The 16,281-nt window shown below is 61.5% G+C and carries 12 protein-coding genes and 1 tRNA gene; 6 read left to right on the plus strand and 7 right to left on the minus strand.

What is annotated here, in order from left to right; translation table 11 throughout:
* Positions 1 to 5: 5 nt before the first annotated feature.
* Genes YH3_RS31010 through YH3_RS31020 form a run of 3 tightly spaced genes read left to right on the plus strand, consistent with a single transcriptional unit; the run spans position 6 to position 2,819 of the window.
* Positions 6 to 995: a branched-chain amino acid ABC transporter permease gene (locus YH3_RS31010; protein WP_064444685.1), complete on the plus strand. Its 990-nt coding sequence runs from the start codon at positions 6 to 8 to the stop codon at positions 993 to 995.
* Complete coding sequence (locus YH3_RS31015; protein ID WP_007728722.1) at positions 988 to 2,016, plus strand: ABC transporter ATP-binding protein; 1,029 nt, start codon at positions 988 to 990, stop codon at positions 2,014 to 2,016. Before YH3_RS31010 ends, YH3_RS31015 begins: the two co-directional genes overlap by 8 nt.
* Entirely contained in the window at positions 2,013 to 2,819 is an 807-nt protein-coding gene (locus YH3_RS31020) for an ABC transporter ATP-binding protein (protein ID WP_007728720.1), read from the plus strand. Before YH3_RS31015 ends, YH3_RS31020 begins: the two co-directional genes overlap by 4 nt.
* Before the next feature lie 71 nt (positions 2,820 to 2,890).
* Here the strand turns inward: YH3_RS31020 and YH3_RS31025 are convergent, their stop codons facing one another.
* Entirely contained in the window at positions 2,891 to 4,222 is a 1,332-nt protein-coding gene (locus YH3_RS31025; protein ID WP_003944031.1) for an ABC transporter substrate-binding protein, read from the minus strand.
* A 208-nt stretch (positions 4,223 to 4,430) separates the two neighbouring features.
* Positions 4,431 to 5,048, minus strand: a complete 618-nt coding sequence (locus YH3_RS31030; protein WP_003944029.1) for an ANTAR domain-containing response regulator — start codon at positions 5,046 to 5,048, stop codon at positions 4,431 to 4,433.
* Between the two features lie 107 nt (positions 5,049 to 5,155).
* Between YH3_RS31030 and YH3_RS31035 the strand changes: the two genes are divergently transcribed.
* Both YH3_RS31035 and YH3_RS31040 read left to right on the plus strand, forming a co-directional pair.
* A tRNA-Leu gene (locus YH3_RS31035) sits at positions 5,156 to 5,232 on the plus strand.
* 73 nt (positions 5,233 to 5,305) lie between these two features.
* Entirely contained in the window at positions 5,306 to 5,938 is a 633-nt protein-coding gene (locus YH3_RS31040; RefSeq protein ID WP_064444637.1) for a hypothetical protein, read from the plus strand.
* Between the two features lie 166 nt (positions 5,939 to 6,104).
* On the opposite strand, the gene YH3_RS31045 is transcribed toward YH3_RS31040, so the two are convergent.
* Entirely contained in the window at positions 6,105 to 7,040 is a 936-nt protein-coding gene (locus tag YH3_RS31045) for a bifunctional 5,10-methylenetetrahydrofolate dehydrogenase/5,10-methenyltetrahydrofolate cyclohydrolase (protein ID WP_193777212.1), read from the minus strand.
* Positions 7,041 to 7,318: 278 nt separating this feature from the next.
* On the opposite strand from YH3_RS31045, the gene YH3_RS31050 reads away from it, so the two are divergent.
* On the plus strand, positions 7,319 to 7,822 hold the full coding sequence (locus YH3_RS31050; protein WP_042923025.1) for an SRPBCC domain-containing protein: 504 nt from the start codon (positions 7,319 to 7,321) through the stop codon (positions 7,820 to 7,822).
* Between the two features lie 33 nt (positions 7,823 to 7,855).
* Here YH3_RS31050 and YH3_RS31055 read toward each other — a convergent pair whose 3' ends face one another.
* The 4 genes from YH3_RS31055 to gltB all read right to left on the minus strand — a co-directional run bounded on the left by YH3_RS31055 (position 7,856) and on the right by gltB (position 16,233).
* On the minus strand, positions 7,856 to 8,737 hold the full coding sequence (locus YH3_RS31055) for an acyl-CoA thioesterase II (protein WP_003944096.1): 882 nt from the start codon (positions 8,735 to 8,737) through the stop codon (positions 7,856 to 7,858).
* Complete coding sequence (gene pyk, locus YH3_RS31060; protein WP_003944038.1) at positions 8,738 to 10,156, minus strand: pyruvate kinase; 1,419 nt, start codon at positions 10,154 to 10,156, stop codon at positions 8,738 to 8,740.
* 82 nt (positions 10,157 to 10,238) lie between these two features.
* Positions 10,239 to 11,741, minus strand: a complete 1,503-nt coding sequence (locus YH3_RS31065; RefSeq protein ID WP_007728709.1) for a glutamate synthase subunit beta — start codon at positions 11,739 to 11,741, stop codon at positions 10,239 to 10,241.
* Positions 11,734 to 16,233, minus strand: a complete 4,500-nt coding sequence (gene gltB, locus YH3_RS31070; protein WP_064444638.1) for a glutamate synthase large subunit — start codon at positions 16,231 to 16,233, stop codon at positions 11,734 to 11,736. Before gltB ends, YH3_RS31065 begins: the two co-directional genes overlap by 8 nt.
* Positions 16,234 to 16,281 lie beyond the last annotated feature (48 nt).

Raw genomic sequence — 16,281 nt, forward strand, 5'->3', positions numbered from 1 at the left:
CGAACATGGACATCATGGGAGCTTTCCAGGTTTCCTTCGCCCAGCTGATCGGGCCGTCGGCAATCTTCTACGCACTGTTGGCAATCGGGTTGAACCTGCACTTCGGCTACGCCGGACTGCTCAATTTCGGTCAGATCGGTTTTGCCCTTCTCGGCGGCTACGGCGTCGGCATCATGACCGTGACCTACGACCAGCCGCTCTGGCTCGGCATCCTCGTCGGACTCACCGCAGCCGGCCTTCTCGCGCTCGTGCTCGGTATTCCGACGCTGCGTCTGCGCGCCGACTATCTCGCCATCGTCACCATCGCGGCCTCGGAGATCTTGCGTCTGATCTTCCGCTCGACCGCGTCGGATTCGATGACCGGTTCCACCAATGGCCTGTTCGGTTTCGCAGACACGTTCACCGCACTGAGCCCCTTCGACTCGGCCAAGCAGTACTCATTTCTCGGCGTGAAGTTCTACGGAGACGACCTCTGGTCGATGGTCGTGGGGTGGACGCTGGTCTTGATCTTGTGCGGATTTGTCTACCTGTTGACGCACAGTCCGTGGGGGCGCGTCCTCAAGGCGGTTCGCGAAGACGAGGACGCAGCGCGATCGTTGGGCAAGAACGTCTTCGTGTACAAGATGCAGGCGCTGGTTCTCGGCGGCGTGATCGGTGGTCTGGCCGGGGTGTTCAACGCTTTGCAGACCAAGTCCATCAACCCGGACTTCTACTCGACCGCGCAGACGTTCTTCGCGTTCGGCGCACTGATTCTGGGCGGGGCGGCAACGGTGTTCGGCCCGGTGGTCGGCGCAATGTTGTTCTGGTTCCTCCTCGCCATCCCTGATGCCTTGCTGCGTCAGGCGATCTCCGGCGAGAATCCGCTGCTCTCGCTGACCGAACAACAGGTCGGGGCCACCAGGTATGTCCTGCTCGGATTGATGATTGCTCTCCTGATGGTCTTCAGACCGCAGGGAATACTGGGTAACAAGCGGGAGGTGCAACTCAATGCTTGACGCCGATACCAGAGCACAGATCTTTGCCGACGTTCCTCACCTTCCCGGATCGGCGAAACCCGACCCGGTGTTGGTCGCTGACAACGTCTCGCGGACGTTCGGCGGTCTCAAGGCCGTCGACGTCGATCACCTCGAAATTCAACGAGGGTGCATCACGGGTCTCATCGGTCCAAACGGTGCCGGAAAAACGACGCTCTTCAACCTCCTTACCGGATTCGACCGGCCGGACACCGGTACGTGGTCGATGGACGGTCAATCGCTGGGCCGCATGTATCCCCACCAGGTAGCCAGGAAAGGAGTGGTACGGACGTTCCAGTTGACCAAGGCGCTCTCCAAACTCACCGTGCTGGACAACGTACGTCTCGGTGCCACCGGCCAACGTGGTGAACGCATTTTTGCATCTCTAGTCCCGTGGATCTGGAAAGGCCAGGAACGCGAGATCACCGATCGCGCCAACGAACTCCTCGCACGATTCAAACTCGACACCAAGGCAGACGACCTCGCCGGTTCACTCTCCGGTGGGCAGCGCAAACTGCTCGAAATGGCTCGCGCACTCATGACCTCGCCCTCGGTGGTGATGCTCGACGAACCGATGGCGGGGGTCAATCCTGCTCTGACGCAAAGCCTGCTCGGACACATCAAGTCATTGCGCGACGACGGAATGACCGTCGTGTTCGTCGAGCACGACATGGACGTGATCCGAGATATCAGCGATTGGGTGGTGGTCATGGCGCAGGGCAGCGTCATCGCCGAATCCACCCCGGACGAGCTCTCGTCCAATACAGCCGTCGTCGACGCATATCTGGGCAGCCACCATGACCAGGCCCTCGAGTTCGACGACAACGGAAATCCGGTGGGCGAGACGGCCGTTCTGGCCGCCGCCCTGGCTGAAGCCGAGGTCGAAACCCTCGAGTCGGGCGGGGACCTGTCGGAACCCGACGTCGACAACCTTCCGGCCGATCTCGCCGCGACGCTGGAATCGAGTCCCGAGGAACCGCGCGGAAGGCACGAGAAGCCATGAGCGAGAACCACGCACGTTCACTCACGCCTGCAGAGTTCGCCGCGACGGCCGAGGAGCATCAGCGACTGTCGGCAGGTGCCCTGCTCCGCGCCGACAGCCTCGTCGCGGGCTACATTCCCGGCGTCAACATCCTGCGTGAATGCAACTTCTTCCTGAAGGAAGGGGAAATCGTCGGGATCATCGGACCGAACGGCGCAGGCAAATCGACACTCCTGAAATCACTGTTCGGACTGATACCGGTACGCGAAGGGTCGGTCACCCTACGCGAGGACAACATCACGTCTGCGCCCGCTCACGTCCTCGTTCAGAAGGGAGTCGGGTACGTCCCTCAAACGCAGAACGTCTTTCAGACTCTGACCATCGAAGAAAACCTCGAAATGGGCATTTATCTGCGTCCCAAGGCATTCGCGGAACGATTCGCCTTCGTGAGTGAACTGTTCCCTCTTCTGAGTGAACGACGAAAGGTGAAGGCCGGCGCACTCTCCGGCGGCGAACGCCAGATGGTCGCGATGGGCCGGGCCCTGATGATGGATCCGTCGGTGCTGCTGCTCGACGAACCGTCCGCGGGCCTGTCCCCCATGTTCCAGGACGAGGTGTTCATCCGCTGCAAGAAGATCAATGCTGCGGGTGTCTCGGTCATCATGGTCGAGCAGAACGCGCGCCGCTGCCTTCAGATCTGCGACCGCGGTTACGTACTCGATCAGGGTAAGAACGCGTACACCGACACCGGCGCCAATCTGATGAACGACCCCAAGGTGATCGAGTTGTACTTGGGAACGCTCGCTGGAAGCAAAGAGAAGTAGTACAGACACGAGAATGGGCCAGGGTCGCGAGACCCTGGCCCATTCTCGTTGGCTGCTTACCTGCCCACGACTTACTTGCCCACCACCACGAATCCTTCTGTGGTCAGGGTGTTCTCAGGGCCGAACTTGAGCTTTCCGTACGAACCGATGGACGGCTCCCCCGAATCGTTGAAGTCCAACTCACCGGTGATGCCGTCGTAGTCGATGTCGGTTCCCGCCTTCACCAACGGCAGGCACTCGACGTAGGACGTGCACTTGGTGCCGCCTTCGGTGACGCTGTTGATGTTGGCCGCGATGTCGGTACCGGCCGTCGACTTCGCCTGCTCGGCAGCGAGCGCTGAGATCACCACCGCGTCGTATGACTCTCCGGCGTAGTTGAAGTCGATCAGAGAGGGGTTCACAGCCTTCAGACGATCCTGGAAGGCAGCTCCGACGTCCGTCAGGGGCGTCGTTCCCTGCATGGTGTCGAGCAACGGCTTCGCCACGGATTCGCCGAGAGCGTTGCCCATGTTGCCGTCGACGCCGTACATCGCCATTCCGTCCGACGGGCCGATGCCCACTTCGTGCATGCGCGTGATGATCTTCGCCGACTCTTCGAAGCCCACCAGTGCCACTGCATCCGGATTGAAGTTCTTGACTTGATCGACTTCGGAGTTGAACGACTGCGCGTTCGGGTCGTAGATGATCTTCTCGATCTGATCGGAGGGGACACCCGAATCGATCAGATTCTTTTCGATGTTGTCCGCCAGACCCGTCCCGTACGGGTCGTTGAGGGCCATGATCGCTACGCGCTGACCACCGTCGTCCGAAATGAGCTGTGCGACGGCCTGAGCCTGCAGTACGTCCGTCGGAGCGGTGCGGAAGTACATGCCCTTGTCTGGGTAGCAGACGAATTGGTCCGAGGTGTTGGCAGGCGAGAACATCACGACGCCTGCGCTGGCGATCTTGTCGATCACCTTGAGCGAGACCGAAGACGACGCGGCGCCGACGATGACCTGAGTGCCTGCAGCCAATTCGCGGTCGACGGTGGTATTGGCGGTGTCCGTTGTGGTGTCACCCGAATCGCCGGGAATCAGCTGGACCGGTTGGCCGAGAACGCCTCCGGCTGCATTGACGTCGTTGACTCCCAGCTGGGTGCCCGCGACCATCGGCGGCCCGAGGAACGACAAGCTGCCTGTATCGGGAAGAAGCGTGCCGATGCGCAGCGCTTCCGTGGACGGGGTGGCGCCGGCCTTGGCCTGCTCCGGGGTGCAATCAGTCGTGACGGATGTCGTCGCGGCAGAAGCGCCGGACGTAGAGCCACTCGAAGACGAGTCATCCGACTTGTCCGAGCTACAGCCTGCAAGTGCCAGTGATGCCGCGCCGAGAACTGCAGCAGTACGCACAAGTGTTCGTCTAGCCATCCCACGCTCCTAAGATCAGCCGGTGCTCGCGCCACCCGAACTGGCGCTCGCTGTGGGATCAGACGCTAGACCTTGGAACCGTTTCGCGATCCTTCAAGAAAGCCCTGTGACCTGACTGTTATCTGAAGGTGCACAGTGTTTACACGGCTGTAGCGCTGCGCGACGTTTCGACGGTCGACGCAGCAACCGGGTAACCCGGACACTTTGCTCAAGCGTCCGGTTCACCGCCCAGAGTTTCCAGTACGACCTGTGCGACCGCCTTCATCGTGGAGCGCCGATCCATCGCGGCGCGCTGAATCCACTTGAACGCCTCAGGTTCGGTGAGCGCTTGGCGCACCATCAGAACACTCTTGGCTCGCTCGATCAGCTTGCGTGCTTCGAGCCGGTCCGAAAGATCAGCGACCTCACGCTCGAGCGCCGTCACCTCGCGGAAACGACTGACCGCCAATTCGACAGCGGGAACGAGGTCACTGATCGAGAACGGCTTGACCAAGTAAGCCATGGCGCCGGCATCGCGTGCGCGCTCGACCAACTCGCGCTGACTGAACGCTGTGAGAATGACAACAGGAGCGATGCGTTTGGCGGCAATCTCCGAAGCGGCGTCGATGCCGTCTCTCCTGGGCATTTTCACGTCCATGATGACCAGATCAGGCTTGAGCGACTCGGCCAACTCCACCGCGACCTGCCCGTCACCCGCCTCACCGACGACGTCGTAGCCCTCTTCGCGGAGCATCTCGACCAGATCCATGCGGATCAACGCCTCGTCTTCAGCGACGACAACACGACGGGGTGCGAGCTGATTGCCTTGCGGCTGCGGCGAATTCATGGCCACCATCCTCCTCCATCGAACCGCCCCGACACGAGACGCGAACGATTAGAGGGTACCGGTGTTTGACATTGAAATCGCATCTTCTAATGTAGTCATCGCAACAAGCCCTCGTATCCCAATTGGCAGAGGAAACGGATTCAAAACCCGTCCAGTGTGAGTTCGAGTCTCACCGAGGGCACCACCTGCCGCAGCCGCCGCACCGCAAGGTTCGGCATTCGGCTGTACCCCAGATCAACCGCAGCTAGATTCGATCCATGAACGGTCGTCGCCTGATTGCTCTGCTCGGAGCCATATCTTTTTTCGCGCTGCTCACCGGGTGTCAAACAGACGGCCAATCCAATACTGCCGGCGAATCCAGCACTGCCGGCGAATCTTCCACCCAGGCCGCGCTCGATGCTGCAACACAGACCGGCACCCTTCAGGTCGGCTCTCCCCCTGTCGATGCCCCATCCACCGAGATCTCCATGCCTCCCCCGTTCCCGAACGACACGGAGGTCCCTTCACCGACTCCGCGCGTCGACGTGACCGAGATCGACGTGATCGATCACGATGGTTTCACCCGCATCACCTATCGCTTCGACGGAAGCGGATCTGTGTTCTGGAAAACCGAATACGTCAGTGAAGCAATCCGAGCGGGTGACAGCACAGTCGTGGACGTCGGAAGTCGATCGATACTTCAAGTCGACCTGATGGGAGTCCAATCGGATTCGTCGATCAACTCCGTATCTCACGAGGGCGAAAACATCACGCGCATAGACAGTGCAGCCAGGAACAGTGCGATCCTGCAGTCGTTTGTCGGCACGGTCGACATCCGTCCGGCATACACCGTATCGACATCCGATTCACCGTCCCAGTTGACGATCGACATCCCCACAGCACACAGCTGACTGTCGAATACCCAATTGCGCGCTCAGCTCAGCCATTCCAGCGCAGCGGTGCTCGACGCGGTAATTCGGGTATCGCGGGGCGGATGAATACTCCGTCTCGAAACCGAGGTCTCACAATCGATCCGAGGCGATTGCGGGGTCCGGTTCAACACGACTGTCATGATTCTCACTCCATGCCCGAACTCTCACTGCATGCCCGAACTTCCGCTGCTCGAACTGCTGCTGCCAGTGTTTGTTCCAGCAGGACTGCCACCGTCATGGGGCCGACGCCACCCGGCACTGGTGTGATCGCACCGGCATGTGGGAGCGCAGCGGTGTACTCCACATCTCCGACGTTGCCCTCGTTGTACCCCGCATCGATCACCACTGCCCCAGGCTTGATCCACGCCCCTTTGATCAGTTCCGGAACACCGACGGCCGCGATGACGACGTCTGCCGAGGCGACGTGGGCGGCCAGGTCGACGGTTCGCGAATGGCAGTATGTCACCGTTGCGCCTCGACGCAGGAGGAGCATTCCCATCGGCAATCCGAGTATCGGGCTTCGGCCGACCACGACAGCATGCTTTCCGGTGAGTTCGACGCCTGTGGCGCCGAGCAGGCGCAGGATGCCACTCGGCGTACACGATTCGAATCCCCCACCGGTCAACGCCATTGCCGCAAAAGATGCCGAAGTGACGCCGTCAACGTCTTTGTCGGCCGAGATGGCATCGAACGCGGCCCGTTCGTCGATGTGGTCTGGCACCGGGTGTTGCAGCAGTATGCCGTCGATCGAAGGGTCCGCCGACAACGCTCTCAGCACGCCGACCAGTTCTTCGGTGGTTGTACTCACCGGGAGTTCGACCGTCCGCGACGTCATTCCGACGGCGACAGATCGTTTGGCCTTCATCTGTACATACGCCTTCGAGGCCGGGTCCGCTCCCACGATGACGGCGGCCAGGCAAGGAACGTGCCCCGCCTCATCACGAAACTGCCTGGTGCGCACTGACAGGTCCGCGAGCGCACCATCGGCAATTGCGCGTCCGTCGATTATTCGAGCGGGCGCGGTCTGGGTCGACAGATTCTTGGTAGAGACGTTTTCGGTAGGCCGATTCTCGGTAGACATGGATCCCCCTTCACACAAGATGTGTGAAGCACCCAGGCGGTCGATGCCTCGCGATGTGCACTCCCCGGTGGTAATCCCCACCCGCGCCAGTCGTGCGTGGTCAGCGTACCGCGCGGTTGCTTCACCGCCACGAAACGCGTCGAGAACGCCACTCACAAAACGAGACAAATCGACATAACCTATCAATAGGTAACGATCTGACCTGCAGTTATTCCATCCTGTGCAATTAGATGGCACGATGGGGGCAACCGCACGGGCACCAAGCATTGGAGGCACCGATGGACAACGGCAAGATAAACCTGACCTATGACGGTCGGGTGTCACTGAGCTTCCAACTGGCGATTCCGCACGCACCGGACAAGGTCTGGAAAGTGATAACGGAACGCGAGTACCTCGACGCCTGGTTCCCGGCGGACGTCGATTTCGATCTCACTCCCGGCGCGGATCTACTGTTCAAGGTGACACCGGAACAAGTCGAGCGTTTCGGACTGCCCGCAGATCACGTGACGCGCGGGACGGTCATCAGCGTCCACCCGCACCGAATTCTCGAATTCCTCTGGGACGCAGATACTCTGCATTGGGAACTGGCACCGGACGGCACCGGCGGCTGTTGGCTGACTCTCACCCACACGATGGAAGACGAAGAGTCCGCGTACGCGCACGCCGCCGGTTGGCACGCGGGCTTGGAAGTTGTTGCGGCCCAACTCGATGGACGCGAAGTCGACTGGTCTCCGTGGGACCGCGCCGACGAACTCTCACCGCAATATCGCAAGTCTGCTTGATTCTGGGCCCGAGTTCAGTCTCGGGCCCGCATCTCATTCCCCTTTACGCGGGAAATGCCTGATCATTCCTTCTTGGACCACCGTCGCCAACAGCAGTCCTTCCACCGAGAAGTACCGTCCCGTTGCCAGACCGCGCGAACCTGCGGCGACCGGCGATTCGGTGGCGTACAGAACCCAGTCGGTGAACCGGAACGGGCGATGGAACCAGATCGAATGATTGACCGTCGCCGCGACGATACGATCATGACCCCAGGACAAACCATGAGTGGTCAGAATCGAATCGAGCACGGTGGTGTCGGACGAATATGCCAGCGTCGCAGCGTGAATGAGCGAATCGTCCGGCAGATCACCGTCGGGGCGCATCCACACCCGATTGTGGTTGAGTTTCTCGCCGGTGCCCTTGAGGATCCACGCCGGATCGTTGGCGTACCGCATGTCGATCGGCTTGAGCGCCGCACTGAAATGCGGCAGTTTTTCCTCGTACCCCACCAGATGATCGCCGATGGGAGGCAACGACTCCGGAAGTGGAACATCCGGGATCTCGACAGCATGGTCGAGCCCCTTGCCGGAGTCCTGGAACGCCGCGAGCATCACGAACAATTCGTTCTCACCCTGATAGGCAGTCACCTGACGGTTGGCGAACGCCCGCCCGTCGCGATGACGATCCACCCGATACTCGATGGGCGCCTTGACATCTCCGCCGCGAATGAAATGGGCATTCACCGCATGGATGGGGCGATCACCGTCGACGGTCCGCCCGGCGGCCATCAGTGCCTGAGACACCAACTGACCGCCGAACGTCCGCGAACCTACCTGTTTCGGGTGGTATCCACGGAACGCGTCTTCACCGATCTGCTCCAGATCCAACAGACCGAGGAGAGTACCGAGGTCGGTGGACGCGTTCGCGTGGGTCACTCAGTGGTCCTCTTCGCCGATACGGTGGACGTGAATGAGGTTGGTGGAACCGACAGTTCCCGGAGGGGATCCGGCAACGATGACCACGAGGTCGCCCTTGACGTACCGCCCGAGGGAGAGCAACGCACTGTCCACCTGACGCACCATCTCGTCGGTGGTGGCCACCGCATCGACCAGGAACGTCTCGGTTCCCCACGTCAGCGTCAGCTGACTGCGCACCGCGGGCAGCGGTGTGAAGGCGAGCAACGGCAGCGGCGTGTGCAGACGAGCCAGTCGACGCACCGTGTCACCGGACTGAGTGAACGCAACCAAGGCCTTGGCGTCGAGACGTTCGCCGATGTCGCGTGCTGCGTACGAGATGACACCGCGCTTGGTGCGCGGGACGTGGGTCAACGGTGGGACACGGGTCGATTCGTTCTCGACGGCCTCGACGATGCGGGCCATGGTGCGAACGGTTTCCATGACGTACTTGCCCACCGAAGTCTCGCCCGAGAGCATGACTGCGTCGGCGCCGTCGAGAACGGCGTTGGCGACATCGGATGCCTCTGCGCGAGTGGGACGTGAGTTCTCGATCATCGACTCGAGCATCTGCGTCGCGACGATGACCGGCTTCGCGTTCTCACGAGCAATCTGGATTGCGCGCTTCTGAACGAGCGGGACCTGCTCGAGCGGCAACTCGACACCGAGGTCACCGCGGGCGACCATGACGGCGTCGAACGCGAGCACGATGGCTTCGAGATTGTCGATGGCCTCGGGCTTCTCGAGCTTCGCGATGACGGGAACGCGGCGCCCGACTCGATCCATGATGGCGTGAACCAATTCGACGTCCGCCGGTGAGCGAACGAAGGAGAGTGCAATGAAGTCGACACCCAGCTTGAGAGCGAACTCGAGGTCGGCGATGTCCTTGCCCGACAGGGCTGGAACGGAGACGTTCATACCGGGCAGTGAGAGGCCCTTGTTGTTGCTGACCGGACCGCCTTCGGTGACCCGACAGACGACGTCGTTGCCGTCGATGGACGTGACGACCAGGCCGACCTTTCCGTCGTCGACCAGCAGTCGATCGCCGGCCTTGGCGTCGCGCGCCAATTCCTTGTACGTGGTCCCGACGCGATCGTGCGTTCCCTCGACGTCGTCGACGGTGATACGAACCTCTTCACCGTTGGCCCAGGTGGTCCGCTCGTCCTTGAATCGGCCGAGGCGAATCTTGGGCCCCTGAAGGTCGGCGAGAACACCGACGGCCTTTCCGGTGGCGTCCGACGCGGCGCGGACGCGAATGTAGTTTTCTTCGTGATCGGCATGCTCGCCGTGGCTGAAGTTGAGGCGCGCCACGTCCATGCCGCTCTCCACGAGCTCACGGATGCGGTCGCCAGAAGCTGTCGCAGGTCCAAGTGTGCATACAATTTTTGTCCGTCGGTTCACGGCTCGAGCCTAGTCGCTACCCCACCGCACTTCTATCCGGCATTTGCGACCTGCACTTTCTGTACTTACTCGATTCAGTTGGTCAGCTCACGAACAGCGGAAATGCCTTTGGATGAACCGGAGCCGGAAGCGCCGACTCGCCTGTGAGAAACATGTCGACGGCACGTGCGGCCGACCGTCCCTCGGCAATCGCCCACACGACCAGCGACGCCCCGCGATGCGCGTCGCCGCAGACGAATACGCCGGGTGTCCGGGTCTGCCACCCGACATCACACTCGATTCTGCCGAGTGGATCGGTGCCGACATCAAGGTCGGTGAGCAGCGGGGCGGTTTCGACGCCGTCGAAACCCAGAGCGAGCAGGACCATCTCACACACCAGATCCGTCGTGTCGCCGGTCTCCACCAGGGTCCGTTGTCCGTCCTTCGCTCGTGACACGGCTACCGGAACCATCCGGATTGCGCGGACCGCACCCCCACCATCGTCGAGAAATTCCTGCGCCGCCCATCGGAATCGTTTGTCACTGCCCTCCTCGTCCGCCGGCGAGGTGCGTAGGAGCCGCGGCCACAGCGGCCATGGGTCGCGATCTCGATCGCGGTGTGCCGGAGGTGGGACGTGGTAATCCAATTCCGTCACCGAGAGGGCGCCTTGGCGATGCACCGTGCCGAGGCAGTCGGCGGCCGTGTCGCCGCCACCGATGATCACGACGTTCTTACCTCGCGCCGAGATGCTCGACGCACCATCACCCTCGCATTCGTGGTTGGCCGCCCGCAGGTACGTCATCGCACGATGGATTCCGCGAAGACTACGACCCGGTACGTCGGTGTCTCTGGCACGATCAGCCCCGACCGCCAGGACTACCGCCTCGAAATCCGTCGAGAGGTCGTGCGCGCTCACGTTCACTCCGACGGCGCAGTCGGTGACGAATCTGGTCCCCTCGGCGGTCAGTTGGTCCAGCCGCCGGTTGATGAGGGCCTTGGGCAACTTGAATTCCGGAATTCCGTAGCGAAGCAGTCCCCCGATCCGATCGCTCCGCTCGAACACCGTGACACTGTGTCCGGCTCGTGTCAGTTGTTGAGCCGCGGCCAGTCCCGCCGGTCCCGAACCGACAACCGCAACACGGTTTCCGCTGTGAACTACCGCAGCCTGCGGCCCCAACCAACCCGACTCCCAGGCGTTGTCGACAATCGCCTGTTCGATGCGCTTGATGGTGACACCCCCCGACGTGTGCTCGTCGTCGAGTGCGAGAACGCACGCCGTTTCGCACGGTGCGGGGCACAGATGTCCGGTGAACTCGGGAAAATTGTTGGTGGAATGCAGATTCTCCGAGGCTTCGGACCACCGTCCACGCCGAACCAGGTCGTTCCATTCCGGAATGAGATTGCCGAGCGGACACCCTACGTCGGCCGAATGGCAGTACGGCACAGCGCAGTCCATGCAACGCGAGGCCTGTGCAGATACGTCTCGATTCCGCACGACGAGATCCAGCGACTCGTATACCGACGCCCAGTCGCCGACGCGCACGTCGGTCGGTCTGGTCGGTGCGTCGGAACGTTTCACGTTGAGGAACCCGCGTGCGTCAGGCATGAGCCGGCTCCACCAGTTCGTTCTCTTCCACGACCTTCCGGTAGTCGACAGGCAAGACTTTGGTGAATCTCGGACTCTGGCCAACCCAGTCGTCGAGAAGTTTTGCCGCCACCGGCGAGCCGGTCGCAACCAAATGCTCGCCGAGAATGTCGACCAGCTGACGACAGTCTTCCGCCGAGGGCTGCTCCAGAACGACCATGTCGCGGTTGACCTTTTCTGCCTTCACGTCGAGTACGAAGACAAGTCCGCCGGACATTCCCGCAGCAAGGTTCCTACCGGTTGGGCCGATGATGACGATGCGACCCCCGGTCATGTACTCGCACGCATGGTCGCCGACGCCTTCCACCACAGCGACCGCACCCGAGTTGCGCACCGCGAATCGTTCCCCGACACGCCCCCGGGCATAGAGCGCACCGCTCGTAGCGCCGTACAGCAGCGTATTGCCGGCAATCACCTGCTCCTCGGCCACGAAGGGTGCGTCCTCACTCGGCCGAAGCACAATTCGTCCACCCGAGAGCCCCTTTCCCACGTAATCGTTAGCATCGCCGACAACGACCAGCGAGATGCCCGGTGGCAGGAACGCACCGAGTGACTGGCCTGCCGTTCCACTGAGCACGACGTCGATGGTGCCTTGAGGTAGCCCGACGGCGCCGTAGCGTCTGGTCACCTCAGCGCCCAGCCTCGTTCCCACCGCTCGATCCGTATTGTGTACTGGCAGTTCGATATGCACGGGTCGAGCGTCCTCGAGCGAGTTCGCAGCCAACTCGATCAGGGTGCGTTCGAGTTCGCTCGAAACAGGTACATACGGTTGGTAGGCCGCGCCGGCCGGCGTGGCCGGAACGTCGAAGAGTGGTGAGAGATCCAACGTCCGACTCTTCCAATGCGCCACCGCCGGAGACATTTCCAATACGTCTGCGTGCCCCAGCGCATCGTCGATACTTCGAAACCCCAGTTCTGCCAACAACCGTCGTACGTCGGCGGCGATGAAGCGAAAGAAGTTCTCGACGTACTCGGGCCGGCCGGTGAATCGCTCGCGCAGTTCGGGATTCTGCGTCGCTACTCCGACGGGGCAGGTGTCGAGATGACATACCCGCATCATGACGCACCCGGCCGCGATGAGTGGCGCCGTGGAAAACCCGTACTCCTGCGCTCCCAGCAACGCGGCGACGACGACGTCCCGCGCCGTGCGCAAACCCCCGTCACACTGGACGACGATCCGATCGCGTAACCCGTTGAGCACCAAGGTCTGCTGAGTTTCGGCCAGCCCGATCTCCCACGGCGTACCCGCGTGGTGGATGGACGAGAGTGCCGCAGCACCCGTCCCGCCGTCGTGACCGGAGATCAGCACCACGTCGGCGTGCGCTTTGGCCACACCTGCCGCAACAGTCCCGACTCCGACTGCGCTGACCAACTTCACGTGTATCCGCGCACGATCGTTTGCGCATCTGAGGTCGTAGATCAATTGGGCGAGATCCTCGATCGAATAGATGTCGTGGTGCGGGGGCGGAGAAATGAGCCCGACCCCAGGCGTCGAGTACCGGGTTTCCGCGATCCACGGGTACACCTTGGACCCCGGAAGCTGCCCTCCTTCACCGGGCTTGGCACCTTGGGCCATCTTGATCTGAATGTCGGTGGCATTGACCAGGTAATCGCTGGTCACCCCGAAGCGCCCACTCGCGACCTGCTTGACTGCGCTTCGACGCTTGTCGTCACGCAACCGCTCCGGCGACTCTCCGCCCTCACCGGTGTTGGAACGCCCGCCGAGAGCATTCATCGCAACCGCCATCGTCTCGTGCGCCTCCGCAGAGAGGGAGCCGTAGCTCATCGCACCGGTGTTGAATCGAGCGAGAATCATCTCGACGGGTTCGACCTGATCGAGCGGAATCGGCGGACGAACCTCACACCGAAATCGAAACAATCCCCGCGGTGTTCCGCCCTGCGCGCTCAGTCGATCGACTTCATCGCTGTAGCGGCGAAAGATTTCACTTCGCCCCGTCCGGGTCGCGTGCTGAAGGAAGAACACGGATTCGGGTGTGAACACATGCAATTCACCATCGCGGCGATACCGGTACTGTCCGCTGTCGGTCAACTGACGATTGTCGAACTGACGATGCTGCACTGCGGACGACGAGAACGCAGCCGTGTGGCGCATCAGAACTTCGCGCGCGACTTCGGTGATACCGATCCCGCCGATCCGGCTCCGTGTGTTGCAGAAGTATTCGTCGACCAACTCTCGACCCAAGCCCACGGCCTCGAATACCTGTGCGCCCGTGTAGGAGTGAACCGTAGCGATTCCCATCTTCGACATCACTTTGAGCACGCCGAAATTTGTTGCTCTCAGGTAGTTGTCCGACGCAGTCTTCGGATCTATCCCGGGAAGTTCGTCCTGCTCGCTGAGGGCTTGGACAGATTCGAGAGCAAGATACGGGTGGACAGCCGCCGCACCGTAGCCGATCAGCAGCGCGATGTGATGAACTTCGCGCGCGTCACCCGAGTCGACGACAAGGGAAACCTTGGTCCGCAGGCCATGACGAACCAGATCGTGGTGCACGGCTGATACTGCGAGCAATGACGGAATGGGAGCCTGCTCAGGGCCTGATCCACGGTCGGAGATCACCAGAATCTCGATTCCGGCTGCGGCAGCTGTTCGGGCGGACTCACGAAGCCTCTCGACGCCTTCGGTGAGACTGCCCCTCGGATCGAAACCTGTGCGAAGGACAGCGCTTCTCGGAGTTCTTGCGCCGTATAGTTCGGCGACCTTCGCCATCTTCCCCGGTCCGATCACCGGTTTGTCGAGAACAATCCTTCGGCACGACAGCGCCGACGCTTCGAACAAGTTCTGCTCAGCGCCGAGGGTGACACCAAGCGTAGTGACGACTTCCTCGCGAATCGCGTCCAATGGCGGGTTGGTCACCTGAGCAAAGAGCTGAATAAAGTAGTCGTACAACAGCTTCGGCCGATCCGAAAGAACGGCGAGAGGCGTGTCGACACCCATCGATCCCAACGGCTCCGATCCTGAGCTTGCCATCGGGACAAGAATGTCCCGCAGGTCCTCGGCGTGGTATCCGAAGAGCAACTGCCGTTGCAACAGCGGAGCCGGATCGCCTCGGGCAGGCGCAGTCTCGGGGATGTCCTCGAGGTCGACCAATCCCCCGTCGACCCAGTCCCGGTAGGGGGCTGTGCTCGCGAGTTCGGACTTGATCTCCGCATCGGAAACGATCCGATGGCGAGCGGTGTCCACGAGAAACATGCGTCCCGGTTCGAGGCGCCCCTTCTCCAACACCTCGGACGTGGGAGCGTCGAACACGCCGCTCTCACTGGCCAACACGATACGGTCGTTCTTCATCCGCCACCATCGCCCTGGGCGAAGACCGTTGCGATCCAACACGGCCCCGACAACAATGCCGTCGCTGAACGTCACGGACGCCGGACCGTCCCACGGTTCCATCAGACAACCGTGAAATTGGTAGAAGGCCTTTATCTCGTCGGGCATCGAAGAATCGTTCTCCCAGGCTCCGGGAATCATCATCGCGATGGCGTGTTGCACACTGCGGCCCCCGAGCGTCAAAAACTCCAGTACTTCGTCGAACGACGAAGAGTCGGATCCTCCCGGGGTGCAGATCGGAAACAGGCGATAGATGTCCCCACCTAAAAGTGTGCTCCGCAGCATCGGCTCGCGAGCGCGCATCCAATTCCTGTTTCCCACAATCGTATTGATCTCGCCGTTGTGGGCGATGCAGCGATACGGCTGAGCGAGTGGCCACGACGGAAATGTGTTCGTGGAGTATCGACTGTGCACGACTGCCAACGCAGTTCGCATTCGGTCGTCGCGTAGGTCGGTGAAGTAACCGGATAACTGCGTCGGCGTCAGCATGCCCTTGTACACGATGGTTCGGGCGGACAACGAGGGAAAATACACTGCAGTGTCGGCCGAGTGAATCCGCTCGGCTTGTCTCCTGAGGGCAAAGACTCGTCGGTCCAAGGCAATTCCGCCCACACTACGATCCCGTGACTCGGCGCACGTCACAAAACACTGACTGATGTACGGAGCGCACTGCGCGGCAACGGTTCCGACGCAGTCGCGGTCGACCGGCACCTCTCGCCACCCGATAATCCGCAGTCCTTCTGCCGCTGCGTACCGGTGTATCCGAACTACCGCGCGCCAACGTGCTTCCTGATCCACCGGGAGAAAGCAGTTTCCGGCCGCGTAGGTGTTCTCACCCATCGCGTTGGGTGGTGGAAGCTCGAACTCGGTCACCGCGTCGAAGAACTCCGTCGGCAGCTGAATCAGAATGCCCGCGCCGTCTCCGCTGTTGGATTCGCGCCCAACTGCGCCGCGATGGGAGAGATTGCCCAGGACCGCGAGCGCATCGTCGACAATGGAATGCAGGTGGCGTCCAGAGGTGTCTGCTACCACGGCTACACCACACGAATCGGTTTCCTGATCGGGGTCGTACAGGCCCCGAGGTTCAGGTATTCGAGAAAACAGCACTCGGCGACCTCCACGCGGACATGCAGCCGACGTGCGCTAGTTTATCAG

Source organism: Rhodococcus sp. YH3-3 (assembly GCF_001653035.1).
GTDB classification, from domain to species: domain Bacteria; phylum Actinomycetota; class Actinomycetes; order Mycobacteriales; family Mycobacteriaceae; genus Rhodococcus_F; species Rhodococcus_F qingshengii.

Bases quoted from the DNA above. Each gene is read 5' to 3' on its own strand.
- YH3_RS31010 (WP_064444685.1), top strand. From the start codon at position 6: ATGGACATCATGGGAGCTTTCCAGGTTTCCTTCGCCCAGCTGATCGGG.
- YH3_RS31015 (WP_007728722.1), top strand. From the start codon at position 988: ATGCTTGACGCCGATACCAGAGCACAGATCTTTGCCGACGTTCCTCAC.
- YH3_RS31020 (WP_007728720.1), top strand. From the start codon at position 2,013: ATGAGCGAGAACCACGCACGTTCACTCACGCCTGCAGAGTTCGCCGCG.
- YH3_RS31025 (WP_003944031.1), bottom strand. From the start codon at position 4,222: ATGGCTAGACGAACACTTGTGCGTACTGCTGCAGTTCTCGGCGCGGCA.
- YH3_RS31030 (WP_003944029.1), bottom strand. From the start codon at position 5,048: ATGAATTCGCCGCAGCCGCAAGGCAATCAGCTCGCACCCCGTCGTGTT.
- YH3_RS31040 (WP_064444637.1), top strand. From the start codon at position 5,306: ATGAACGGTCGTCGCCTGATTGCTCTGCTCGGAGCCATATCTTTTTTC.
- YH3_RS31045 (WP_193777212.1), bottom strand. From the start codon at position 7,040: ATGTCTACCGAGAATCGGCCTACCGAAAACGTCTCTACCAAGAATCTG.
- YH3_RS31050 (WP_042923025.1), top strand. From the start codon at position 7,319: ATGGACAACGGCAAGATAAACCTGACCTATGACGGTCGGGTGTCACTG.
- YH3_RS31065 (WP_007728709.1), bottom strand. From the start codon at position 11,741: ATGCCTGACGCACGCGGGTTCCTCAACGTGAAACGTTCCGACGCACCG.